Genomic DNA, 22,995 nt, shown 5'->3' on the forward strand with positions numbered 1-22,995 from the left:
CGTCAAGCCCCCGCGCGTCAAGCCCCCGCGCATCAAGCCAGGGCTCGCTCCAGTCCCTGACGTGCCGCCAGGGCCTCCGCGTAATAGCTCTGATACCGCCGCGCACTGGCTTGCCAGCTCATGTCCTGCTCCATGCCCGCGCGCATCATCGCGCGCCAGGCGTCCTGATCATTGCGGCACAGATGAATGGCCTCGCGTACCTTGGCGAGCAGGGCATCCGCGCTCGGCTCATCGAACAGAAAACCGGTGGCCGGTCCCCGAGCGCCGTCGCTCACGGTATCCGCCAGCCCGCCGGTGCGCCGCACAATGGGGACACACCCGTAGCGCAGGCTGTACATTTGATTCAGGCCGCAGGGCTCGAAGCGAGACGGCATCAGAAAAGCATCGCAACCGCCCTCAATTAGATGCGCACGCCCCTCGTCGTAACCGACATAGACGCCAACCCGGTCCGGATGGGCTTCGGCAACGCGTCTGAGCATCAGCTCCAGGCTTGCCTCCCCGGAACCCTGCAACACCACCTGAACACTTGGGTCCTCAAGCAGGCGCGGGAGCATATCGACGATCAGATCGACGCCCTTCTGCTCCACCAGTCGGCCGATGTAGCCGAGCACGAAGGCGTTCTCATCGTGCGGCAAGTTAAACAGTCGCTGCACCTCAAGCTTATTACCCGTTTTGAGATGCACGTTGTCGATGTCATAGGGTTGGGTCAGCGCCGGATCGGTCGCCGGATTCCAGATCTGGTAGTCCATCCCATTGAGAATCCCCTGGAAGCGCCTGCCAATCTGGCGCAGCAGGCCATCGAGCCCGCAACCGAAATGAGTGGTACGGACCTCATCGGCGTAGGTCGGGCTGACCGTATTCACGCAATCGGCAAACACGATGCCCCCTTTGATAAAGGACAGGCGCTGATGGAACTCGAGCCCAGCCACTGACCAGAGCGCCGGCTGCAGCTTGAGCCGATCGAAGGTGGCGCGGTCAAACAGGCCCTGATAGGCCAGATTATGGATGGTGAACACCGTTGCCGGGCGTTCGTCCTGATCGCGCAGCAAAGCCGGCGCCAGCGCCGTCTGCCAATCATTGCAATGCACCAATTGGGGGCGCCAGTTGAGTGCCGGCACGCCCATGGCCACGGTCGCCACGGCCCAGCTGAACAACAGAAAACGCTCAGCATTGTCGCCCCAGTCGCGCCCGCTCACGTCGGTATAAGGGTTGCCCTCGCGACAAAAATGCTCAGGCGCATCCACTAAATACACCGGGAGGTCGCGATCCGGCATAAAGCCACTGAGCAGGCGCACCGGACTTAGCGCACCAGGAAGGCGCAGCTCACAGACCGCACGCAGTTCGCGCACCTGCTTTAGGGCGCGCGGATAGGCGGGGAGTATCAAGCGGGCATCGTATCCCAGCGAGCGCAATGCCACTGGCAGGCTGCCGGCCACATCAGCCAGTCCGCCGGTCTTGATCAGCGGTAAGGCCTCGCTACTGGCAAAGAGCACGTCGAAACCCACTTCACCATCAGCGCGTTCTCGAATCATGCTTAACATCAGACCCAACCCCTGAAAACGTATTGTCCAATTGCCTGTTCCGGCGATCGCCTGACGCACATCTGCCGACGCACATCTAGGGGAGTCACCGATTGACAGACGCTGTGATCAATGGATAGTGATGCGAGACAAGGTATCACATGAGGCCAGCGACTGCTTTGATGCCGATTGTACCCCTTGGGTTCACCCGGCCCGGCCCAACACTGTGAATCCGCCTGGAGTTTACCCATGTCAAATGCGCAAATTCTCAGCGTCATGGCCTGCGCAGCAAGAAGCAACACATCTGTCACAATAGACAGCAAAATACGGGCCAGGCCAATCTGCCCGCCACCGTTTCACTGGAGACAGCCATGACCATGGCGCCCAATTCCGCCGGCAACCCACCCTGCACCATCGTTATTTTCGGCTCGACCGGAAACCTCGCGCAAATCAAATTGCTGCCCGCGCTCTATCGGCTTGAGCGCGGCGGCTACCTGGCCCCGGAAACGCGCATTCTGGGGTTCGGCCGGCGCGACTGGTCCGACACCCAATGGCGTGAGGAGGTCCGTCGGATTCTCGCCGAGCAACTCGGCGGCAATGCCGACACAGACCTGGTCGAACGCCTGGTCGCGCGCCTGCACTTTTTTGAAGGCAATCTGCGTGACGACGACGCCTTTGCGCGCTTGGCTGAGCGGCTGCGCGACCAAAGCGACCTGCCGGCCAACCTGGCGTTCTATCTGGCAATCGCCCCCGAATTTTATGGCGACGTGGCCGATCGGCTCGCCGCAAATGGCCTGGCGGGCGAGGATAACGGCTGGGTGCGCCTCGTGGTGGAAAAGCCTTTTGGCTACGATCTAGAAAGCGCGCGCATTCTCGGCGAGCGGCTGCGGCGGCACTTCCAGGAGCATCAGCTCTATCGCATCGATCATTACCTGGGCAAAAACACCGTGCAGAATGTGCTGGTGTTTCGCTTCGCCAACCTGCTGTTCGAGCCACTCTGGAACCGCAACTACATCGATCACGTCCAGATCACCCATGCCGAGAGCCGCGGCATCGGACAGCGCGCCGGCTTTTATGACGGCGTTGGCGCCCTGCGCGACATGATACAAAGCCATCTGTTGCAGCTGCTGACCCTGGTCGCCATGGAACCACCACCGAGCATGGATGCCGAGGCGCTGCGCGATGAAAAGGTCAAGGTACTGCGTTCCATCCGCGCCATTCCGCGCCAGGCGGTCCATGCCCATGCCTTCCGCGCCCAGTACCGCAGCGGCCTGGTCGAGGGAGCGCGGGTACCAGGTTACCTCGAGGAGCCCGAGGTTGACGCCCGCAGCAGCACCGAGACCTTCGCTGCACTCAAGTTCTACATCGACAACTGGCGCTGGCGCAATGTGCCCTTTTATCTGCGCACGGGCAAGCGTCTGGCCGACACCCAGTCGCTGATCGCCATTCGCTTCCGCCATCCACCGCAACAGCTGTTTAATACGACGGCGATCGAGCAGCTGCGGCCCAACTGGCTCATGCTCGGCATCCAGCCCAATGAGTGCATGCGCTTCGAGCTGCTGGTGAAGGAGCCTGGCCTGGAGATGCGCACCCAGACCGAAACCTTGGATGCGAGCACCTGCACCATGGGCCGCGACCAGATCGACGCCTACGAGGCGTTGATTCTGGATGTTATCTCAGGCGATCATTCGCTCTTCCTGCGCTCCGACGAGGTTGAATATGCTTGGCGCGTGGTCGATCCTGTGATCAAACTCTGGGCGACCGAGCGCGAGTTCATCCACACCTACCCAGCAGGTTCCTGGGGCCCGAGCGAGGCCAACAGGTTGTTCGACAAGGACGACCAGGACTGGCGCAATGGGCTGAATGCACCAACCCCAGACGGACCGAGCGTCGAACACTGACAATTCTCCCGGCGATTAGCAACAGGACTCCGACCCCATGGCACTGATCAACACCACACCCGCCTGGCAGGCATTGGCTGCGCACTGGCAACAGATGAGCCAGACCAAAATGCGTGAGCTGTTCGCGCAAGATGACGAACGCGCCGCGCGCATGACGCGCGAGGCCGCCGGCATTCATCTCGACTACTCGAAAAACATCGCCACAGAGGAAACATTCAAGCTCCTGCGCGAACTTGCCCGGGCTGCCGGCGTCGAGTCCCAGCGCACGCGCATGTTCGCCGGCGAGCCTATCAATAGCACCGAAGGGCGCGCCGTCCTGCACATTGCACTGCGCAACCGCGCCAACACGCCGATTCTGGTCGATGGCACGGACGTGATGCCGCAGGTCAACGAAGTCCTCGAGCGCATGCGCTTTTTCGTCCATCAGGTGCGCAATGGCGACTGGACCGGTTTCACCGGCAAGCGCATCACCGACGTGGTCAACATCGGCATCGGCGGCTCCAACCTCGGCCCCAAGATGGTCTGCACCGCGCTCATGCCCTATCAGCGCGACGACCTGCGCCTGCATTTCGTCTCCAATATCGACGGCACCCACCTGTCCGAGACCGTCAAGCACCTGAATCCAGAGACCACGCTCTTCGTCGTCGCATCCAAAACCTTTACTACCATGGAGACCATGACCAACGCCCAGAGCGCGCGGCGCTGGCTGGTCGATCAGCTCGGGGATGAATCCGCCGTCGCCCAGCACTTCGTGGCAGTCTCGACCAATGCCGAGAAGGTCGCCGCCTTCGGCATCGACACCGAGCAGATGTTCGGCTTCTGGGACTGGGTCGGCGGGCGCTATTCACTCTGGTCCGCCATCGGTCTGCCGATCGCGTTGGCCATCGGTTTCGACAACTTTGTCGAACTGCTCGATGGCGCGCACGAGATGGACAATCACTTCCGCGACACGCCGCTGGAAGACAACCTACCGGTCATCATGGCGCTGCTCGGCGTCTGGTACATCGACTTCGCCGGTGCCAAGACCCAGGCCATCTTGCCCTACGACCAGTACCTGGAGCATTTCCCTGCCTACTTCCAGCAGGGCGACATGGAGAGCAACGGCAAGCATGTCACCCTCGACGGCACGCGGGTGGACTATGCCACCGGCCCGGTGGTCTGGGGCCAGCCCGGCACCGACGGCCAGCACGCCTTCTACCAGCTCATCCACCAGGGCACCGAACTCATCCCCTGCGATTTCATCGCCCCGGTGCACAGCCACAACCCGCTTGGCGACCATCACATCAAACTACTCGCCAACTGCCTGGCGCAAACCGAAGCGCTAATGCGTGGGCGCACTGCGGAAGAAGCCCTGGAAGGCATGCTCGCCGCCGGCATGCAGCGCGCCGAGGCCGAGCGTCTCGCCCCGCACCGCCAGTTCGACGGCAACCGCCCGACCAACACCCTGTTCGTTGAGGAAGTCACCCCCCGCACCCTCGGCGCTCTGATCGCGCTCTATGAGCACAAAATCTTCTGCCAGGGCGTGATCTGGGGCATCAACTCCTTCGACCAATGGGGCGTCGAGCTCGGCAAGCAGCTCGCCACGGTCATCCTGAAAGAGCTTGAAGAAGGCCGCGTCATGGCCGAGCATCACGACGGCTCAACCCGCGCGTTGCTTGATTACTACTTGAAGAATCGCTGAGAACAGAGAATCAAGCCTGCCGCGCCCGGTCGCCCCGCAGCCGCAGAAGAGTCATGCCTCAGACCCAGAGCGCATCCAGCTCCAGCGCCAGCTCGCTGAAGGGCGGCGCCTGCACGCACTCCGTGCCGCCCGCTTCGAGCAACAGGCGCCAGCCTGAGGGTTGCTCACCCTGGGTCTCCAGTGCATAGGCCTCCAGCCGGCGCTGCCGGGGATCGAGCAGCCAGGCATGGGGCACGCCATAGTGGGCATAGAGCGGCATCTTGATGTTGCGATCCTTGCTTTCGGTGGAGGCCGAGAGAATCTCACACACCCAGTCCGGCACCACCTCGAAGCGATGGCCGTCAGGTATCTGCGGCATGCGCTCGCGCCGCCAACCGGCCAGGTCGGGCACGGCGACTTCGGTGTCGCGGATGAAGTGGACCTCGGGTTCAATCAGTATCCACCAGCCGCCCGGTCCGGCATCGCCATCGTCGTAGCTGCGCCCAAGCGCCCGATCAAGCAGGACGCTCGCACGCCCATGCCGCCCGCTCGGGCGCGGCTGGGTATGCAACTGCCCGTTCAGAATCTCCCCCGTCAGCCCCTCAGGTAGGGCTTCGAGATGGTCATAAGGCGTCAGTTGGTAGGCCAAGGCAGGCATGAATACCCTCCTCCAAATATCCAAGACCACCTGCCTTCATGATGCAAGAGATCTCCTAGCACCCGGCTGAAGCTGGCGGTGACAACTTCCGGGTTGACGGTGCCAATCAGGATTTCCGATCAGCGTTGGCGGGTTGAACGCATCTGTTCGTACCCTTATCCCTGAAGGCTGTAGTCGCCGAAACTGCATCATATCGCAAGGGGCAACGACTGACGAAACACCATCACTTTGCGGCGAAACTTCCAAAAGGCGTCCCCCGGGTATTGAGCAGCACGACCTGTTAAGCTTAGGCTTGTCATTCGCCGCAAACGACGGGCCGGCGCAACCGATCCAGCAACCCGATCCAGCATCCTTTTTTGCCGCACCAACCACACTGAGCACGACCATGAGCGACCCCATTAGCAATCCAGGCAGCGAGCAAGACCGATTAATCATCTTCGACACCACCCTGCGCGATGGCGAGCAGAGCCCAGGGGCTTCGATGACCAAGGACGAGAAGGTGCGCATCGCGCGCGCGCTCGAGAAGCTGCGGGTGGATGTGATCGAGGCCGGCTTTCCGATTGCCAGCCCGGGGGACTTCGATGCGGTCAAGGCAGTGGCCGAGACGGTCAAGGACTCCACCATCTGCGGTCTGGCCCGCGCGCTCGACAAGGACATCGACCGTGCCGGGGAGGCGCTGCGCAATGCGGCCTCGGGGCGCATTCATACCTTTATCGCCACCTCTCCAATCCACATGGAGAAGAAGCTGCGCATGACGCCCGATCAGGTCGTTGAGCAAGCAGTGCATGCGGTCAAGCGCGCGCGCCAATTCACCGACGACGTGGAATTTTCGCCCGAGGACGCCGGCCGCTCGGAGATCGACTTTCTGTGCCGGATTCTTGAGGCGGTGATCGATGCCGGTGCGCGCACGCTGAACATCCCCGATACCGTCGGCTACGGCATTCCGCACCAGTTTGGACAGCTGATCGCGACTCTGCGCGAGCGCATTCCCAATGCCGACAAGGCGGTGTTTTCGGTCCATTGCCATAACGACCTCGGCCTGGCCGTCGCTAACTCCCTGGCTGCCGTGCGCAATGGCGCGCGTCAGGTGGAATGCACCATCAATGGCTTGGGCGAGCGCGCCGGCAATGCGGCGCTCGAGGAAATCGTCATGGCAGTGAAGGTGCGCCCGGATCTGTTCAACTGCCAGACCCGCCTGGACACCACCCAAATCGTCCCCTGCTCGCGGCTGGTCTCCAGCATTACCGGCTTCCCAGTGCAGCCTAACAAGGCCATTGTCGGCGCCAACGCCTTCGCGCACGAGTCCGGTATCCATCAGGATGGCGTGCTCAAGCATCGCGAGACCTACGAGATCATGCGCGCCCAGGATGTTGGCTGGAGCGAGAACCGCATGGTGCTCGGCAAGCACTCCGGGCGCAATGCCTTTCGCATGCGGTTGCTGGAGCTCGGTGTGGCCTTCGCCTCTGACGAAGAACTCAACGCCGCTTTCAGTCGTTTTAAGGACTTAGCCGACAAGAAGCACGAGATCTTCGACGAGGACCTGCAGGCGCTGGTCACGGATGCCACCATCGACGCCACCAACGAACGGGTCAAGCTCAGCTCCATGCGCGTGTGCTCGGAGACCGGCGAAATCCCGCAGGCGCAGGTCACGCTGATCCTGGAGGGAGAGGAAATTCAGGGCACCGCCAGTGGTGGCGGTCCGGTGGACGCCACCTTCAAGGCGATCGAATCCATCATCACCAGCGGCACCACGCTCAAGCTGTACTCCGTCAACGCCATCACCAGCGGCACCGACGCGCTTGGCGAAGTGACCGTCCGGCTCGAGAAGGGCGGGCGCATCGCCAATGGTCAGGGCGCTGATACCGATATCGTCATCGCCTCGGCAAAGGCGTACATCAACGCAGCGAACAAATTCATGCAACCACGCGAGCGCGAGCATCCGCAGAAGGGCGATGTTTGAGGTTCGACAGCGCGATGCCTAAGGTCAGCCGGCGCTGCCCGCGGGCTTCCAGTTGGGGGACTGTTATAGGCGGTCGTTTCCGTCCGGTCTCGCGAGCATCCGCCCGATGAATCGCGCGCTTAGCCGTCGCTACCTGAAAGCCATGGGCGTGGTTGCATGGCGCCCCCGCGACAGCTTTGACTCCGAGCTGAACACAGGGGATTTTGCGCCTGAGCACACAGCGGATGTTGCTTTCTCTGCGGCAGCCGCAGTACCCGCGACGGCATCGTCTCCTCAGCCGGCTGGAGCGACTCCATCAGCCAGCCAACGGGGTTTCGCGTCAAGCGCTCCGCCCCCACCAACCTCTCCGTCAGTCGGCGCGGCCCAAACAGCTGCGGGGCAAGGGAGCACCAGTGCATCACCGAGCGCTGGCAAGTCTGGACTCGCGGGCATGGCCGCCGCGCGCGCTGCTCTTGGCGAGGTTTCGACTGATAACAGCAGGCCAGCTCCTGCATGGCCTGCAAAAACATCATCTTCGGCGCCGCCCGCGTCTACCCAAGCTCCACCTGCCTCGCCCTCCGCCTCGCCAGCACCTTCAAGCGCGAGTTCACCGCAGCCCACCCACGTGCCACCATCTGCCGCCGCATTCCTTCAGCCGGGTTCACTGCCACCAGGGGCACCCATCGCCTCGATCAGTCCTCCTGCCGGAATTGGACCTGAGCCCGATAGCTCGGCAAGCAAATCGGCAAGCGGATCGACGCCGAGGCCAGTGGGAGCAAGAGCTGACAGCATCGCCACCATGGACTGGCCGCAGCTCGAAGCTGAAGTCAGCCAATGCCGGGACTGCGGACTATGCGAGACACGCAATCGCACCGTTTTTGGCGTCGGCAACCGCGAAACACGGCTGATGCTCGTCGGTGAGGCACCGGGCAAGGACGAGGACCAGCAGGGTGAGCCCTTTGTCGGACGTGCCGGACAGCTCTTGAACCGCATGCTGGCGGCCATCGATCTGCCGCGCGAACAGGTCTACATCGGCAACATCATCAAGTGTCGCCCGCCGGGTAATCGCGACCCGCTACCCGAGGAAATTGCCGCCTGCCGCGCTTTCATCGAACGACAGATCGCGCTGATCGCACCGCAGATCATCCTCTGCCTGGGTCGTATCTCCACCCAATCACTCTTGCAGACGGGCGAGGCGGTAGGGCGCCTGCGCGGGCGTTGGCACAGTTTCGGCCCCAACCAGATTCCCCTGCTCGTGACCTACCACCCGTCCTATTACCTGCGAGCGCCGGCCGAAAAAGCTCGCGGCTGGGATGATCTGCAGCGCGTCGCACGCCGCCTGCGCGAGCTGGCGGAGACGCCTCGCTAACGGACCACGGAATCGCAATCACCAAGAGCCGGTGGGTTTTACCATTACACAGCAGCTTCAACCGCCCACAGTGGCATGCACCCCATGATCGGCGAGCCATTTGACATCAAGCTGCCAGTCCACCCGCTCAACGTCCGGCTGCCCCAACATCAGGGTTTGGGCATGCTTCTGATGCTCAATCAACTCCTGCTGCGCCGCGACCATGGCCGGATCAGCCTGGTCCTTGCCCGCCAACCGCGGATGAATGACCTGCAGAAACTGATAAGCGGGAAAGCTCGGATTGCGCGGCGTGGAAAGAATCGCCAGGCCATTGTTCAACGAGCGCAGTCGGAACTGGTAGGGGTACTCGGCCAACTTGGCGTCGGACTCGAGCATATTATTTAGTTCCCAAACGCGCGGTTGCCAGCTAGACTTAATCCAAAAGCCTAGGACAATGACCAGAATCAAGCCCAGAACGATGCTGTAATTTCGCGTAAAACTGTCCATTTTTCATCAACCTCTTTCGTGGTGTCGCACGCACACTCTGGTCAGCCTGTGAACCAGTCCTGATCAAGCGTGCGCTGTTTGAATAAGACACAGCTTGATGGCAACGCGAATGATTGTCGATGAAATTAGTCAACCATTGGCTATTTCCCTCACGCCGCCCCGCGCGTTCCCCGCGCAGGCTGCATTAACCACATCTCTTTCTCGAGGCTGCATCGGAACCATGACGAAACATGTCTTAATCATGCTGCTGGCGCTTGGCATCGCCGCTTGTCAATCCAACCCCAACAAAGCTGCCGCCAAGGTCGATGACAACTCCGGACACGGCATCATCTCAGCGGCAGAAAAAAAGGCGACACCCCACGGCCGTGAAATACTGGCAACCGGAAGACGTATGACGCTAATTAAAAAGGAAATAATTCCAGGGAGCTGTTGGGATTACATCGACACCGTCTATGACCGCGCGGGATACCCGAGGAGCCAACGCAAGACCGTTTTCAAGGGCAGCAAAAATCGTGGACCCTATGCCGATATTGGGTTAGTGCAGCCAGGCGACTGGCTGTACTACATCAACCACCAATACGGAGGCGTCGAGCACAGCGCCATTTTCGTTGGCTGGGAAGATCCTGCTCACAAAAAGGCTCTGATGCTGAGCTACGGTGGAGAAAACCGCAGAAAGCCGGCACGTTATCGCGACTACGATCTGTCGAACATTTATCAGATCATCAGACCCGCAGGCCAACAAGAACGCTACGCGGGGAATTGAATTTAGACACTCACGCCTTGCGCCGTTTTGTCCGCCCACGGCCCTTCGGCTCGCCATCGGAGATCGCAAGCAGCAGGCCGACGGCAATCAGAGAAGCCAGCAGGCTGCTGCCGCCCTGGCTGATGAAGGGCAAAGTAAGGCCGGTCAGCGGGATCAGCTTGGTCACGCCGCCGAGGTTGAGAAAAGTCTGCACCGCCAACACAGCGGTTAGCCCGAGCGCCAGCAGCCGGGCGAAGACTCCGCGGCAGCGCAGCGCGATGGCAAAGCCGCGCTGGAACAGCAGCAAAAAAAACAGCACCACCAGCACGGAGCCAAAGAAGCCTAGCTCCTCGCCCACCACGGCGTAGACGAAATCCGAGGCCGCGATGGGGATGTACTCGGGATTGCCGGCACCGAACCCCTGCCCCCAGAGCCCGCCCGAATACATACCGGAAAGGCCCTGCAACAGCTGCCAGCTCGCGCCGGTTGGGTCACCGAAGGGATTCAGCCAGGCATCGACGCGGCGCGCGCCATGGCTGAAAAAGCGCAGCAGCACCAGGGCACCACCGGCTGCCGCCGTGACCCCGAGCAGCAGATAACCGATCCTACCCGTGCCCATGGTCAGCAACAGCAGCAAGACCAGGTTCAGTATCGCGAACATGCCGAGATCGCGCTGCCATAGCAGCAGCGCGCACAACAGACCCCAGACCGCGGCCAGCGGCAGCAGAGCTTTCACCGGCGGCAGGATGCCATGGTGCCAGGCCGTGAGCGCCCCCGCGCGCGCAGCAATGAAAGCAGCCAGAAAGAGCACCGCGCTGAGCTTGAGAAACTCGCTCGGGGTAAGAAAGCCCGCCGCATAGATGGCGCCGCGAAATCGCTGCCCGGTCACCACCAGGGCCGCCAGCAGACCGATGGAGATAACCGCCCACAGCCAGGGCCAGACGGCCAGGTAGCGGTAGCGCCCACGCATGGCAGCCAGTGCTGTCATCAGCATCGCGCCCATGCAGACAGGATAGAGCGCGTACTGGCGTGCCGCCTCCGACAGGCTGCCGACGGAAAACGCACCTAGGCGATAGTGCATCAGCACCCCCAGGCCCGAGAGCAGTGCCACCGCCGCCACCAGGAGTTGATCGCCGCGAAAGCGCGCCAGCACCAGGGTCAGATGCACCAGCACCAGGCTCGGCACATAGAGCGCCAGCGGCAGCAGATCGCGTACCTCAATCAGCCGATCGACACTGCGCTGGGCGCCGAAAATCAGCAAGAAGCCAACACTGACCGCGAAGATGCACAGCCCCAGCCAATGGCGCTCGGGCGCGCGCGCCGCCCAGCTCTCCTGCCAGGTCATCACGCCCGCGGCGCTCATGGCAGCAGGCCCTGTTTTTGTGCCTGCAGCAGCATATCGCGCGCAAGGGGCGCGGCGGCGGCCGAACCATAGCCGCCCTGCTCCACCAGCACCACAATCGCCAGGGTCTGCTCGGGTGCGCGTCGGTCGGCCGGGGCATAGCCGACAAACCAACTGTGCGGCGCTCCATCGGAATTCTGGGCGGTGCCGGTCTTGCCGGCGATGGCAAGCCCTGGCATATCGATACCGCGCGCCGTGCCCTCGCTGACGACCTTGCGCATCATCCGCTGCAACTGCCGCGCCTGATCAGCCGGCATCATTCGCGCCAGTCCCTCGGGCTCCTCGCCAGCGACCAGCCGCGGCTTGACCGCCACGCCGTCATTGGCGATGGCGCCGGCGATCAGCGCCAGATGCGCCGGTGTCATCAGCATCCGTCCCTGCCCAATCGCCGCTTGCGCCAGCCCGTATTGGTCCGAGCCGGCGATGCGCGGGGCCTCGCCGGTGGTCATGGTCAGACTGCCGTATTCGCTACTATGCAGAGGGATGGTGCGCCAGAAGAGAAAATTATCCAGGGTGCGGGCAAAGCGCTCATGACCAAGCTGCACGCCAAGCTTGGCGAAAAATACATTGCAGGATTCCGCCAGCGCGCGCGACAAGCTCAGGCTGCCATGCCCCTGCCAGGTCATGCCGCTGCGCCGGGCGGAGTAATACTCATGATCGCGAATCAAGGGATAGCGCGCCGAGGTGGTGTAGCCGTTCGCCTCGCACCGCAGAGGCCCGGTCTGCCCTGCCGCCAGGCCTTCGGCTGCCACCACCAGCTTGAAGGTCGAGCCGGGCGGATAACGGCCCTGCAGGGCGCGGTTGAGCAGTCGAGCCTGAGTATCCCCGCGCTGGAACAGGTCAGCAGAGAGCCGGTTCGGATCGAAGGCCGGCGCGCTCGCCAGCACCCGCAGCGCCCCGTCGGCCGGGCGCAGCATCACCACGGCACCCGCGTGCCCGTCGAGCGCGGCGAACGCCTGCCGCTGCAGGCCGGCATCGAGCGTGAGTACCAGATCCTGCCCGCGCGGCTCGCGCTGGGTGATGACCTGCTGGCCAAGATCGCGCCAGGCGCGCAGATCGGCCGGCGCGCTGCCGTTGAGATGCGCGTTGGCCGAGCCCTCGAGCCCAGTCGCGCCGAAGGTCGGGTCCTGATACCCGATTACATGCGCGAAGGCTGGCCCGTAGGGATAGACCCGCTGCACCCGGCCATCGATCTCCTTGCTATAGGCAAGAATCTGCCCCTTGCGATCAGCAATGCGACCGCGTGCGATGCGGTGCGCCGGATTGAACTGGCGCCGGTCGTAAGTCTGCATGAAGGCGATGAAGTCCGGGCGGGTCATCCCGGTCAGCTGCCAAGTCGCCTGATAGGCCAGCACGGCACCAAAGGCCGAGCCGAGCACCAGCACCACCACCAACCCGCCAGCGATGGATTTCGGCTTGGGCAGCCCCTTGAGAACGGCCGTGCGACGCAGATCGAACAGCCGCTTGAGCAGATAGAGAAGCGCGAGGAAAAACAGCCCATGCAGACCGAGCTGCAAGGTTGGCCAGGCGGGCGAGTCGATCAGGGTGTTAAAGGTGGCGAGCGGGTTCAATATCCGGCGCGCGGGATGCTCGAGTCAGCTCGGATAGGAATTGCCAGCAATTGGCCCAATGCGGATGCGGAGCCTCAGGCCTCGGAGGGGCCGGACTCTGCGCTGACAGCATGACTGACGCGTTCCTGCAGGCTCTTCAGCCGGCTCGCCGTCATCGCCTGTTCGTCGCGCTCCTGCATCAGCTCGTAGATCAGGTTCAGCGCTGCCATCACGGCGATGCGATCCGCGCCCAGTACGCGCCCGTTCTGACGCACCTTGCGCATGCGCTCATCAAGCACGCGCGCCGACTCAAGCAGCCCCTGGCGCTCCTCGGGCGCGCAGGCAATGCGATATTCTTTGTCCAGGATCTGAACCGTGGCCGCGTTGGCGTTTTCCTGGCTCACAATGGATGCCCTCTCACAGTAGATCCTCTGTTGTCGTGGACTTTCGCAATTGATGCCGACTCACGATTGATGGTGCGTTGCTGCTGATGCACTGGGCCTGTTGATGCGCTGTTGCGGCTGATTTCCCGCCAAGACACTGGTTTCCCGCAAGCCATCGGTTTCCGGAAAACCGGGTTTCCCGTCAAAATTGTTCTTCGAGCGACTTCAAGCGCTGCACCATTGCCTCGATCCGGCTGCGGGCAAGCTCGGTTTTCTCGATCAATTCCGCTCTCTCAGTCACCAGATGTTCCTGACTGGCGCGCAAGGAAGCATTCTCCTCGCGCAGTCGGTCACATAAACCGACCAGCTCATCCACCTGCTTTTCGAAAAGGTTAAAGTCGAACCCGGACATCGCGCGAGCATCTTTTTTGCTTATTAACCCTTTGCAATATAGAAGTCACAAGCCATTCGGTCAATGCATAACGCACCTGGATGCGTCGCAAGGACACAGACTTGCAGCGACTTTGTAGAAAAAACTCGCACAGCGCAAGCAACTTTTGGCCGCGACACGCCGCTGTCGGCAAGGGCCGCATGCGACGGCCGTGCTATTATCCAACAAGCTCCTGCCAAGTCTGCCGGGCCCCTTGCGCACGCGCTAAAGTGGCACATTTCTACCCAGGTCGGCCGCTCGAACCCAAGCCCCTGTGACTGACCACACCTGCTCGATTTGATTGATCCCGGGCTTTATTGACCCGAACACAAAAGCTGCCTCGTCCCTGCATCCATGTCCCTTGAGCATTACCATCCCGCTGCTACCACCCCAACGGATTTCCCAGGCCTCGAGTATCTCAGCGACCTGAGCGAGCTGGCGCTGAGTCCACCAGAGGCGCATGGCATCTTCTGCGGGCTCTTGTGCAGCGGTGAACGAGCGCCGCTCGAGCGCTGGCTGGATGAAGTCTTGCCGAAAACCGCCAGCACCGATGCCGACACTGATGATTGCCGCGCCGCGCTGACGCGAATCGCCGAACAGACCCTCAACGCCATTGACAGCCCTGAGCGTGGCTTCACGCCACTCCTGCCCCATGCCGAGGCCGCGCTGACCACACGCGCCGAGGGCGTGCATGACTGGAGCCGGGGTTTTATTTACGGGCTTGGCCTGAATGGCTGCGACCCCAACACCTTTTCCGGTGAAACCCGCGAGGCGATCAACGACCTGACAGAGATCACGCGCATGGACCTGAATGGACTCAACGACACCGAAGACAACGAGCAGGCACTGGCGGAAATCACCGAGTTCCTGTGGGTTGCCGCCATGCTGGTTTATGAGGATCGCGGCCTGATCGCCCCGTGAGTATCGGCGCATGAAAATCGGCATCAGCCAGAATGAGCACCGCCGGCGCCGGCGCGCCCTGCTCGAGGCCATCGGCCCCGATGGCGCACTGATCATCCCGGCCGCGACCGAGATGCTGCGCAACCGCGACGTCCACTATCCCTTTCGTCAGAATAGCGACTTTTTGTGGTTGACCGGCTTTCCCGAGCCCGATGCCGTCGCGGTGCTCGCGCCCAAGCACAAGGAAGGCGACTATGTGCTCTTTGTCCGCCCCAAGAACCCGGAGCGCGAGCAGTGGGACGGACGCCGCTTTGGCACCGAGGGCGCGCTTGAGCGTTTCGGCGCCAAGGCTGCGCATCCGCTCAGTGACATCGACGAGAAACTCCCCGAGCTGCTCGCCTCACGCCGCCGACTGTGCTATCCCTTCGGCCAGGACGACGCCTTCGACTTGCGCGTGATGCACTGGCTGCGTGCGGTGCGCGCGCAGGCGCGCAAGGGCGTGAGCGCACCAGCCGAATTGGTCGACAGTGGCGAGTTGCTGCACGAGGCGCGGCTGCGCAAGAGCGAGGCAGAGCGCAACATCATGCGCGAGGCGGCGCGCATTTCCGCCGCCGCGCATCGCGCCCTGATGACCGGCTGCTGCCCCGGCATGAGTGAGCAACAGCTCGAGTCATTGTTCCTGCACAGCTGCGCCGAGCAGCGCGCGCGCGAGCAGGCCTATCCGCCCATCGTCGCTGGCGGGGCCAACGCCTGCATTCTGCATTATGTGGAAAATCACGCGCGCCTGAAGGACGGCGACCTGGTGCTGATCGACGCCGGCTGCGAGCTGCTGGGCTATGCCTCGGACATCACCCGCACCTTTCCGATCAACGGTCGCTTCAATCCGGCCCAGCGCGAACTTTACCAGCTAGTGCTCGCGGCGCAGCGCGCGGCCATCGCCAAAGCGCGCCCCGGTGAGCCATGGAACGCGCCGCACGAAGCCGCGCTGCGCGTGCTCACCCGCGGCCTAGTCGATCTCGGCTTTATCGAGGGCACTCGGAAGAATGTCCGGCAACTGATCAAGGACGAAAAATACAAACCCTTCTACATGCACCGCACCGGCCATTGGCTGGGACTTGATGTGCATGATGTTGGGGCCTATAAACGCGGAGGGGACTGGCGCACGCTTGAGCCCGGCATGACGCTGACCATCGAGCCCGGACTCTATGTCGCGCCCGATGCCGAGGTGCCGGAGCGCTATCGCGGCATCGGCATCCGTATCGAGGACGATGTGCTGATCACCGACACGGGCGCCGAGATTCTCTCCCGGGATGTTCCGAAAGACCCTGACGAGATTGAGGCCCTGATGCGAAAGCCGTCAACGGGTGCAAGCAGAGCCAGCAGGGGAGCAACCGGTATCCGGAACAAGAGCGGCCCGATCAACAGCAATCTGAACAGCAGCCTTGGCAGCAACAACGACCCGCACTCGCATCACAGCCGCGCGCCTGCGGGTAGCGCCAACAGCCCGCGCAGACGGAGAACAGCATGACCTGCGACTATGATCTTGCCATCGTCGGCGGTGGTCTGGTAGGCGGCAGCCTGGCCTGCGCGCTGCGCGACTCGGGTCTGCGCATTGCCATCATCGAGAAAGTCGCCGCCGACGCGCCCCGCCAGCCGAGCTACGACGAGCGCGTGATCGCCTTGTCTTTCGGCAGCCGGCGGATTTTCACCGGCATGGGCCTGTGGTCGGCGATTGCGCCCGAGGCCGAGCCCATTCGGCGCATTCACATCTCCGACCGCGGCCATGCCGGCTTCGCGCATCTGAGCGCCGCTGAGGAAGGTGTGGACTCCCTCGGCGAGGTGGTCCCGGCGCGCGCCATGGGCGCCGCCATCAGCCATGAGCTCGCCAATCACCCAAACATCGACTGGCTCCGGCCTGGTCAGATCGTCGCGATCAGCCTGAGCGGCGAGCGGGCGCGGCTCGAGGTGATGCTGCCCGACGGGCATCGCACCCTGACCGCCAGCCTGGTGGTGGCCGCAGACGGCGGTGACTCCAGTCTGCGCGAGCGCTTCGGCATCCCGATGCGCGATATGGACTATGGCCAGCAGGCCATCATTTCCACTGTAACGCCCGAGACGGACTCGAGCGCCGCCGCCATGCGATTTGAGCATGCATCGCGAGACGCACCCGAGGCAAAGCCTGGGAGACCAAGTGAAAGACGAGCGGTGGGTCAATCGGCACGCGCATCCGGCCCCATGCACGGGAGTCATCCGGGAACCGCCTATGAGCGCTTTACCCGCTCGGGCCCGCTGGCCATGCTGCCGATGACTCAGGGGCGCTATTCGGTGGTCTGGACCGCCTGGGAGCGCGAGGTGCCCGGCATTCTGGCGCTGGACGACCAGGCCTTTCTTGAGCGCCTGCAACAGCGCTTTGGCCAGCGCCTTGGGCGCCTCACCCAGCCGGCTCGACGCCAGGCTTATCCGCTGCGACTGCGCCTGGCGCGACGGCTCATCCAAGACCGCTTCGCGCTGATTGGCAACGCCGCCCACACCTTGCACCCGGTGGCCGGCCAGGGCTTTAACCTCGGCCTGCGCGATGTCGCCGAACTGACCGACCTGCTGATCGAGGCGCAGAGTACCGCCGCCGACCTGGGGGGACCCGCGCTGCTCAAAGCCTATCAGCGTCGCCGCCGCGCCGACCACCTCGCCACTGCGGGGCTGACCGACGGACTGGTGCGCTTGTTCAGCCTGCCCTGCCCCCATGCGCAGCTCGGACGCAATCTCGGGCTGGTCGGGCTGGATCTGCTGCCGCCCCTGCGCCATCGGCTCGCACGCCGCTTCATGGGACTTGACGGGCAGCTGCCGCGGCTCGCGCGCGGCCTGCCGCCGGTCTCGCCCGCCTTTATCCGCTGGGCCGAACAGTCTTCGGGAGGTCGGGCATGAGCACCACATCCAAGTCGCAGGCCGGGAAACCCCGCTCCGGCAATTCCCGCTCAAGCTCCACCAAAAAACCGCCTCAGACCAAGGCTACCGCGAGCCACCCCACCCAGAAAAGCGGCAACGGCCCCGAACACTTCGACCTCGTCATCGTCGGCGGCGGCATGGTCGGTGCGGCCTTGGCCTGCGCCTGCCGCGATCTCGACCTGCGCATCGCCGTGATCGACGGACAGCCACCAAGGCGCGACTGGCCCGCGGGAGAGATTGACCTTCGCGTCTCCGCCCTGAGCCGCGCGAGCGAGCGGCTGTTGCGCCGACTCGGTGCCTGGCCGCGCATGCAGGAGCTTGGCGTCAGCCCCTATCGTGAGATGGTCGTCTGGGATCAGCCGGAAAACGGACCGGGCCGCGGCGAATTGCACTTCGACAGCGCCACCCTTGGCGAGCCGGACCTGGGCCACATTGTTGAGAATCGCGTTACCCGCCTGGCGCTGTGGGAACAATTGGGGGAACAATTGGGGGAACAACCGGGGGAACAACCGGGAGAACAGCTGGGGCAGCAGCTGGAGCAGGCGAGCGACCTGCGCCTGCTCTGCCCGGCCACCATGCAGTCTCTCACACTGGAGCCTGACCAGGTCCGCCTCCAGCTCGATGACGGGAGCTCGCTCACCGCCACGCTGCTGGTCGGCGCCGATGGGCGAGAATCGCGCGTGCGCGCGGCCATCGGCATCGGCTGCGATACCATGCTTTATGATCAGCGCGCCATCGTGGCCGCGGTTGAGCCCGCGCACTGGCATCGCGAAACGGCCTGGCAGCGCTTTCTGCCGACCGGGCCACTGGCCTTTCTGCCGCTGGCCGACGGGCGCTGCTCCATCGTCTGGTCGGCCACGCAAGAACGCGCCGAGGAACTGCTGGCCATGGATGATCTCACCTTCTCCGCCGAGCTTGAGCAGGCGTTTGATCAGCGCCTGGGCAAGATCCGCTCGGTGGGGCCGCGCGCCTCCTTTGGGCTGCTGCGCTCGCACGCCATGCGCTACTTCAACGGCCGCGCGGCCCTGATCGGCGATGCCGCCCATGCTATTCATCCGCTCGCCGGACAGGGAGTCAATCTCGGCTTTCTCGATGTCGCCGCCCTCTACGACGCCCTGGCCCACGCCCGTCGCCGTGGGCGCGATATTGCCAGCCCCGCGATCCTGCGTCGTTACGAGCGTGCGCGCCGCACGGACAATCAGCAGATGCTGCTCGCCATGGATGCGATTAAGCGGTTGTTCAGCAACGCCAACCCCGTGCTCGCCGCCGCCCGCGGCCTGGGTCTGAACGCCGTCGATCATCTTCCACCACTCAAACAAGGTTTCATCCGTGAGGCCATGGGGCTTGGCAGTCACCTGCCCTCGCTCGCGCGGCGCTGATTTCCGGCAACCGGCCTAACGTAGGTGATTTTTTCGGTGCGCTCAGCATGGGCTTTCGTTACCCTATCGCGCCAGGTTCAGGCTGAATGCCTGTCAGACTTCCTGCTGCACGTCAGCCCAAACAGCCAAGTTAGGGAGACCTCCGATGCCCGCGAAAAACGCTTTCTATGCCCAATCCGGTGGCGTGACCGCCGTAATCAACGCCTCCGCCTGCGGGGTGATCGAAACCGCACGCCAGCACAAAGACAAGATTGCCAATGTCTACGCCGGGCGCAACGGGATCATCGGCGCTTTGACCGAAGACCTGATCGACACCAGCCAGGAGAGCGATGATGACATCGCCGCACTGCGCCATACCCCGGCCGGTGCCTTTGGCTCCTGCCGCTACAAGCTCAAGAGCCTTGAAGCCAACAAGCGCGAGTACGAGCGCCTGATCGAAGTCTTCAAAGCGCATGACATCGGTTACTTCTTCTACAACGGCGGCGGCGACTCGGCCGATACCTGCTACAAGGTCAGCCAGCTTTCGGAGACCATGGGGTATCCGGTGCAGGCCATCCATGTGCCAAAAACAGTCGATAACGACCTGCCGATCACCGACAACTGCCCCGGTTTTGGCTCGGTCGCCAAGTACATCGCAACCTCGGCGCTTGAGGCCTCGTTTGACGTGCGCTCCATGTCCAAGACCTCGACTAAGCTGTTCGTGCTTGAGGTCATGGGCCGCCATGCCGGCTGGATCGCCGCTGCCGGCGGGCTGATCGAAGACCACGATATTCCGGTCATGGTGCTGTTCCCGGAGATCGACTTCGATCAGGACAAGTTCATGGCCAAGGTCAAGACCATGGTCGAGAAGTACGATTACTGCACCGTGATCGTCTCCGAGGGCGCCAAGCATCCTGACGGGCGTTTCCTCGCCGAGCAAGGCACGCGCGACGCCTTTGGCCATGCCCAGCTTGGCGGCGCGGCGCCGGTGGTCGCGAACATGGTCAAAGAAGCACTCGGGTATAAATTCCATTGGGCCGTGGCGGACTATCTGCAACGCGCCGCGCGTCATCTGGCCTCCAAGACTGATGTGGAACAAGCCTATGCCACCGGCAAGGCAGGGGTGGAACTTGCGCTGGCCGGCCACAACGCCATCATGCCAACCGTCAAGCGGGTCAGCAGCAACCCCTACCGCTGGGAAGTGGGCGAGGCGCCCCTGTCCGAGGTGGCCAATGTGGAAAAGTTCATGCCGCGCGATTTCATCACCGAGGACGGCTTCGGCATCACCGCGGCATGCAAGGAATATCTGCTGCCGCTGATCCAGGGCGAGGACTATCCGCCCTTCACCAACGGTCTGCCGCGTTTTGTCACACTCAAAAACGCGCCAGTTGAGAAAAAACTCGCGGCTTTCACGCTTTAAGAAAGGCCGCCAACTGCTTGCGCCCGTCGCGGACCTGCTCCCGCTGCGGACGTCTGGAGACCGGACCCGACTGGTCCGGTCGCGGAGTTCGTCGCCGTCATCGCGCAACCCGAATCCTCAAAGCTGGGTCCCTGCTGTACCGCGCCTGACGGTCACACTCGTCACAACCACCTGATAGGAGTGAGTTCAACCCATGGGAACCTTTTTTGCGATTCTCTGCGCCTTCGCAGCGCTCGGTTACGGCATCTGGTCCGTACAATGGATCCTCAAGCTCTCGCCCGGCAACGAGCGCATGCAGGAAATTGCCGGAGCCATCCAAGAAGGCGCCACCGCCTACCTGAACCGCCAATACATGACCATCGGCATGGTCGGCGGTGCCCTGGCATTAGTCCTGCTGATTTTCCTGGACTTCTACACCGCGATGGGCTTCGTGATCGGCGCCGTATTGTCCGGTGCGACCGGTTACATCGGCATGAACATCTCGGTACGCGCCAATGTGCGCACCGCCCAGGCCGCCAATGACGGGCTGGACGCGGCACTGCAGGTTGCCTTCCGCGGCGGCGCCATCACCGGCCTGCTGGTCGTCGGCTTGGCGCTGCTGGGCGTCGCCGGTTACTACGGCCTGCTGTCGATGATGGGTGTGGAACAGGCAAAAGTCCTGCACGCGCTGGTCGGCTTGGGCTTCGGCGGCTCGCTGATCTCCATTTTCGCCCGACTTGGCGGCGGCATCTTCACCAAGGGTGCGGACGTTGGCGCTGATCTGGTCGGCAAGGTCGAGGCCGGCATCCCCGAGGATGACCCACGCAACCCGGCGGTGATCGCCGATAACGTCGGCGACAATGTTGGCGACTGTGCCGGCATGGCTGCGGACCTGTTTGAGACCTATGCCGTCACCGTGGTCGCGACCATGCTGCTCGGCTCCCTGCTGATGGCCTCCGGCACTGCTGTGACCTACCCATTGGTCCTTGGCGGCGTGTCCATCATCGCCTCAGTGATCGGCACCTTCTACGTCAAGGCCGAGGAAGGCGACACCAAGATCATGAGCGCCCTGTACAAGGGGCTGATCGTCGCCGGCGGCATCGCTGCGGTTGCCTTCCTGCCGATCACCCTGATCATGAGCCCCGGTGGCAGCTTTGGTGCCAGCTTCTCGCTCTATCTGGCCGCTCTGATCGGCCTGGTCCTGACCGGCCTGCTGGTAGTCATCACCGAGTATTACACCGGCACCGAGTTCAGTCCCGTGCAACTGGTGGCCAAGGCGTCCGAAACCGGCCATGCCACCAACATCATCGCCGGCCTGGGTGTCTCGATGAAGGCCACCGCCGCGCCTGTGCTTGCGGTCTGTCTCGCCATCCTGCTGTCCTACTGGCTCGGCGGTCTCTACGGCATCGCCATCGCCGCCACCGCCATGCTCAGCATGACTGGCATCATCGTGGCGCTCGACGCCTTCGGCCCCATCACCGACAACGCCGGCGGTATTGCCGAGATGGCCGAACTGGATGAAAAGATCCGCAATATTACCGATCCGCTCGACGCCGTGGGCAACACCACCAAGGCCGTCACCAAGGGCTATGCCATCGGCTCGGCAGGACTCGCCGCGCTGGTGCTCTTCGCCGACTACACCCATGCGCTCGGCGATGCAACCATCGACTTCAGCCTGAACAATCACATGGTGATTATTGGCTTGTTCATCGGCGGCATGGTGCCCTACCTGTTCGGCGCCATGGCAATGGAAGCGGTCGGTCGTGCCGCAAGCGGTATCGTGAACGAGGTGCGACGCCAGTTCCGCGAGATGCCCGGCATCATGAAGGGCGAACAGAAGCCGGACTACACCAAGGCGGTCGACATGCTCACCCGCGACGCCATCAAGGAGATGGTCGTCCCCTCCCTGCTGCCGGTGCTGGCACCCGTGCTGGTCGGCGTGATTCTGGGTAAAGAGGCCCTGGGCGGCATGCTGATCGGCACCATCGTCACCGGCCTGTTCGTCGCCATCTCCATGACCGTCGGCGGCGGCGCCTGGGACAACGCCAAGAAGTACATCGAAGACGGCAACTGCGGCGGCAAGGGCTCAGAGGCGCATAAAGCGGCCGTCACCGGCGACACCGTCGGCGATCCCTACAAGGACACCGCCGGCCCTGCGGTGAACCCGCTGATCAAAATCATCAACATCGTGGCGTTGTTGATCGTTCCGTTACTGTGATCGGGGCGCTCTAGCCAGTCCTGGCATGCCACAATATGTTGCATGCCAGGACTTCTGAAACGTCGGGAAAAAGGCCTGCTCAAAACACGTCGCACTGGATAACATCACTCAACATTGTCCTCGGTTAGTCAGTTGCT

General features: G+C 63.0%; 19 protein-coding genes. 12 read left to right on the forward strand and 7 right to left on the reverse strand.

What is annotated here, in order from left to right; all coding sequences use genetic code 11:
* Positions 1–32: 32 nt before the first annotated feature.
* The gene (gene glgA, locus Thiosp_RS21555) at positions 33–1,532 is read right to left on the reverse strand and encodes a glycogen synthase GlgA (protein ID WP_201067674.1); all 1,500 of its coding nucleotides are present in this window, start codon (positions 1,530–1,532) and stop codon (positions 33–35) included.
* A 359-nt stretch (positions 1,533–1,891) separates the two neighbouring features.
* Here glgA and zwf point away from each other — a divergent pair, with 359 nt between their 5' ends.
* Together zwf and pgi are read left to right on the forward strand one after the other, a co-directional pair.
* The gene (gene zwf, locus Thiosp_RS21560; RefSeq protein ID WP_201067675.1) at positions 1,892–3,421 is read left to right on the forward strand and encodes a glucose-6-phosphate dehydrogenase; all 1,530 of its coding nucleotides are present in this window, start codon (positions 1,892–1,894) and stop codon (positions 3,419–3,421) included.
* Positions 3,422–3,458: 37 nt separating this feature from the next.
* Positions 3,459–5,102, forward strand: a complete 1,644-nt coding sequence (gene pgi / locus Thiosp_RS21565) for a glucose-6-phosphate isomerase (protein WP_201067676.1) — start codon at positions 3,459–3,461, stop codon at positions 5,100–5,102.
* Between the two features lie 58 nt (positions 5,103–5,160).
* On the opposite strand, the gene Thiosp_RS21570 is transcribed toward pgi, so the two are convergent.
* A complete protein-coding gene (locus Thiosp_RS21570) occupies positions 5,161–5,739 on the reverse strand; it encodes a Uma2 family endonuclease (protein WP_201067677.1) in 579 nt (192 codons plus the stop codon).
* A 385-nt stretch (positions 5,740–6,124) separates the two neighbouring features.
* On the opposite strand from Thiosp_RS21570, the gene Thiosp_RS21575 reads away from it, so the two are divergent.
* The 3 genes from Thiosp_RS21575 (at position 6,125) to Thiosp_RS21585 (ending at position 9,047) form a co-directional block, all read left to right on the forward strand.
* Complete coding sequence (locus tag Thiosp_RS21575; protein WP_201067678.1) at positions 6,125–7,699, forward strand: 2-isopropylmalate synthase; 1,575 nt, start codon at positions 6,125–6,127, stop codon at positions 7,697–7,699.
* Positions 7,700–8,191: 492 nt separating this feature from the next.
* Positions 8,192–8,398, forward strand: coding sequence for a hypothetical protein (locus Thiosp_RS21580; RefSeq protein ID WP_242518679.1), 207 nt, complete (start codon positions 8,192–8,194; stop codon positions 8,396–8,398).
* Positions 8,399–8,477: 79 nt separating this feature from the next.
* Complete coding sequence (locus Thiosp_RS21585; protein WP_323696697.1) at positions 8,478–9,047, forward strand: uracil-DNA glycosylase; 570 nt, start codon at positions 8,478–8,480, stop codon at positions 9,045–9,047.
* Positions 9,048–9,104: 57 nt separating this feature from the next.
* Here the strand turns inward: Thiosp_RS21585 and Thiosp_RS21590 are convergent, their stop codons facing one another.
* Positions 9,105–9,422 carry a hypothetical protein gene (locus Thiosp_RS21590; RefSeq protein WP_323696698.1) on the reverse strand — a complete coding sequence of 106 codons (318 nt, stop codon included), beginning with the start codon at positions 9,420–9,422 and terminating at the stop codon, positions 9,105–9,107.
* Positions 9,423–9,642: 220 nt separating this feature from the next.
* Between Thiosp_RS21590 and Thiosp_RS21595 the strand changes: the two genes are divergently transcribed.
* Positions 9,643–10,296 carry a hypothetical protein gene (locus Thiosp_RS21595; protein WP_201067682.1) on the forward strand — a complete coding sequence of 218 codons (654 nt, stop codon included), beginning with the start codon at positions 9,643–9,645 and terminating at the stop codon, positions 10,294–10,296.
* A gap of 10 nt (positions 10,297–10,306) precedes the next feature.
* Here the strand turns inward: Thiosp_RS21595 and Thiosp_RS21600 are convergent, their stop codons facing one another.
* The 4 genes from Thiosp_RS21600 to Thiosp_RS21615 form a co-directional block, all read right to left on the reverse strand.
* A complete protein-coding gene (locus tag Thiosp_RS21600) occupies positions 10,307–11,638 on the reverse strand; it encodes an FtsW/RodA/SpoVE family cell cycle protein (protein ID WP_201067683.1) in 1,332 nt (443 codons plus the stop codon).
* Entirely contained in the window at positions 11,635–13,248 is a 1,614-nt protein-coding gene (locus Thiosp_RS21605) for a peptidoglycan D,D-transpeptidase FtsI family protein (RefSeq protein ID WP_201067684.1), read from the reverse strand. Before Thiosp_RS21605 ends, Thiosp_RS21600 begins: the two co-directional genes overlap by 4 nt.
* Positions 13,249–13,322: 74 nt before the next feature.
* The gene (locus Thiosp_RS21610) at positions 13,323–13,631 is read right to left on the reverse strand and encodes a cell division protein ZapA (protein ID WP_201067685.1); all 309 of its coding nucleotides are present in this window, start codon (positions 13,629–13,631) and stop codon (positions 13,323–13,325) included.
* 181 nt (positions 13,632–13,812) lie between these two features.
* Positions 13,813–14,022 carry a TIGR02449 family protein gene (locus Thiosp_RS21615; protein WP_201067686.1) on the reverse strand — a complete coding sequence of 70 codons (210 nt, stop codon included), beginning with the start codon at positions 14,020–14,022 and terminating at the stop codon, positions 13,813–13,815.
* A gap of 372 nt (positions 14,023–14,394) precedes the next feature.
* On the opposite strand from Thiosp_RS21615, the gene Thiosp_RS21620 reads away from it, so the two are divergent.
* The 6 genes from Thiosp_RS21620 (at position 14,395) to Thiosp_RS21645 (ending at position 22,858) form a co-directional block, all read left to right on the forward strand.
* Positions 14,395–14,961, forward strand: coding sequence for a UPF0149 family protein (locus Thiosp_RS21620; RefSeq protein ID WP_201067687.1), 567 nt, complete (start codon positions 14,395–14,397; stop codon positions 14,959–14,961).
* A gap of 10 nt (positions 14,962–14,971) precedes the next feature.
* Positions 14,972–16,468 (forward strand): Xaa-Pro aminopeptidase, encoded by a 1,497-nt coding sequence (gene pepP / locus Thiosp_RS21625; protein WP_207188086.1) that lies wholly within the window; start codon positions 14,972–14,974, stop codon positions 16,466–16,468.
* Complete coding sequence (locus tag Thiosp_RS21630) at positions 16,465–17,862, forward strand: FAD-dependent monooxygenase (RefSeq protein ID WP_201067688.1); 1,398 nt, start codon at positions 16,465–16,467, stop codon at positions 17,860–17,862. The genes pepP and Thiosp_RS21630 overlap by 4 nt, the downstream gene beginning before the upstream one ends.
* Complete coding sequence (locus Thiosp_RS21635) at positions 17,859–19,262, forward strand: UbiH/UbiF/VisC/COQ6 family ubiquinone biosynthesis hydroxylase (RefSeq protein ID WP_201067689.1); 1,404 nt, start codon at positions 17,859–17,861, stop codon at positions 19,260–19,262. The genes Thiosp_RS21630 and Thiosp_RS21635 overlap by 4 nt, the downstream gene beginning before the upstream one ends.
* A 145-nt stretch (positions 19,263–19,407) precedes the next feature.
* Positions 19,408–20,661, forward strand: coding sequence for a 6-phosphofructokinase (locus tag Thiosp_RS21640; RefSeq protein WP_201067690.1), 1,254 nt, complete (start codon positions 19,408–19,410; stop codon positions 20,659–20,661).
* Between the two features lie 193 nt (positions 20,662–20,854).
* Positions 20,855–22,858, forward strand: a complete 2,004-nt coding sequence (locus Thiosp_RS21645; protein ID WP_009148519.1) for a sodium-translocating pyrophosphatase — start codon at positions 20,855–20,857, stop codon at positions 22,856–22,858.
* Positions 22,859–22,995: the final 137 nt, after the last annotated feature.

Source organism: Thiorhodovibrio litoralis, assembly GCF_033954455.1.
Lineage (GTDB): Bacteria > Pseudomonadota > Gammaproteobacteria > Chromatiales > Chromatiaceae > Thiorhodovibrio > Thiorhodovibrio litoralis.

What these genes read in the sequence shown, in the direction of transcription:
- zwf (WP_201067675.1), top strand. Translation starts at nt 1,892, where the DNA reads ATGACCATGGCGCCCAATTCCGCCGGCAACCCACCCTGCACCATCGTT.
- Thiosp_RS21575 (WP_201067678.1), top strand. Translation starts at nt 6,125, where the DNA reads ATGAGCGACCCCATTAGCAATCCAGGCAGCGAGCAAGACCGATTAATC.
- Thiosp_RS21635 (WP_201067689.1), top strand. Translation starts at nt 17,859, where the DNA reads ATGAGCACCACATCCAAGTCGCAGGCCGGGAAACCCCGCTCCGGCAAT.
- Thiosp_RS21570 (WP_201067677.1), bottom strand. Translation starts at nt 5,739, where the DNA reads ATGCCTGCCTTGGCCTACCAACTGACGCCTTATGACCATCTCGAAGCC.
- Thiosp_RS21640 (WP_201067690.1), top strand. Translation starts at nt 19,408, where the DNA reads ATGCCCGCGAAAAACGCTTTCTATGCCCAATCCGGTGGCGTGACCGCC.
- Thiosp_RS21620 (WP_201067687.1), top strand. Translation starts at nt 14,395, where the DNA reads ATGTCCCTTGAGCATTACCATCCCGCTGCTACCACCCCAACGGATTTC.
- Thiosp_RS21600 (WP_201067683.1), bottom strand. Translation starts at nt 11,638, where the DNA reads ATGAGCGCCGCGGGCGTGATGACCTGGCAGGAGAGCTGGGCGGCGCGC.
- glgA (WP_201067674.1), bottom strand. Translation starts at nt 1,532, where the DNA reads ATGATTCGAGAACGCGCTGATGGTGAAGTGGGTTTCGACGTGCTCTTT.
- Thiosp_RS21585 (WP_323696697.1), top strand. Translation starts at nt 8,478, where the DNA reads ATGGACTGGCCGCAGCTCGAAGCTGAAGTCAGCCAATGCCGGGACTGC.
- Thiosp_RS21615 (WP_201067686.1), bottom strand. Translation starts at nt 14,022, where the DNA reads ATGTCCGGGTTCGACTTTAACCTTTTCGAAAAGCAGGTGGATGAGCTG.
- Thiosp_RS21595 (WP_201067682.1), top strand. Translation starts at nt 9,643, where the DNA reads ATGATTGTCGATGAAATTAGTCAACCATTGGCTATTTCCCTCACGCCG.
- Thiosp_RS21590 (WP_323696698.1), bottom strand. Translation starts at nt 9,422, where the DNA reads ATGCTCGAGTCCGACGCCAAGTTGGCCGAGTACCCCTACCAGTTCCGA.
- pgi (WP_201067676.1), top strand. Translation starts at nt 3,459, where the DNA reads ATGGCACTGATCAACACCACACCCGCCTGGCAGGCATTGGCTGCGCAC.
- Thiosp_RS21580 (WP_242518679.1), top strand. Translation starts at nt 8,192, where the DNA reads ATGGCCTGCAAAAACATCATCTTCGGCGCCGCCCGCGTCTACCCAAGC.
- Thiosp_RS21630 (WP_201067688.1), top strand. Translation starts at nt 16,465, where the DNA reads ATGACCTGCGACTATGATCTTGCCATCGTCGGCGGTGGTCTGGTAGGC.
- pepP (WP_207188086.1), top strand. Translation starts at nt 14,972, where the DNA reads ATGAAAATCGGCATCAGCCAGAATGAGCACCGCCGGCGCCGGCGCGCC.
- Thiosp_RS21645 (WP_009148519.1), top strand. Translation starts at nt 20,855, where the DNA reads ATGGGAACCTTTTTTGCGATTCTCTGCGCCTTCGCAGCGCTCGGTTAC.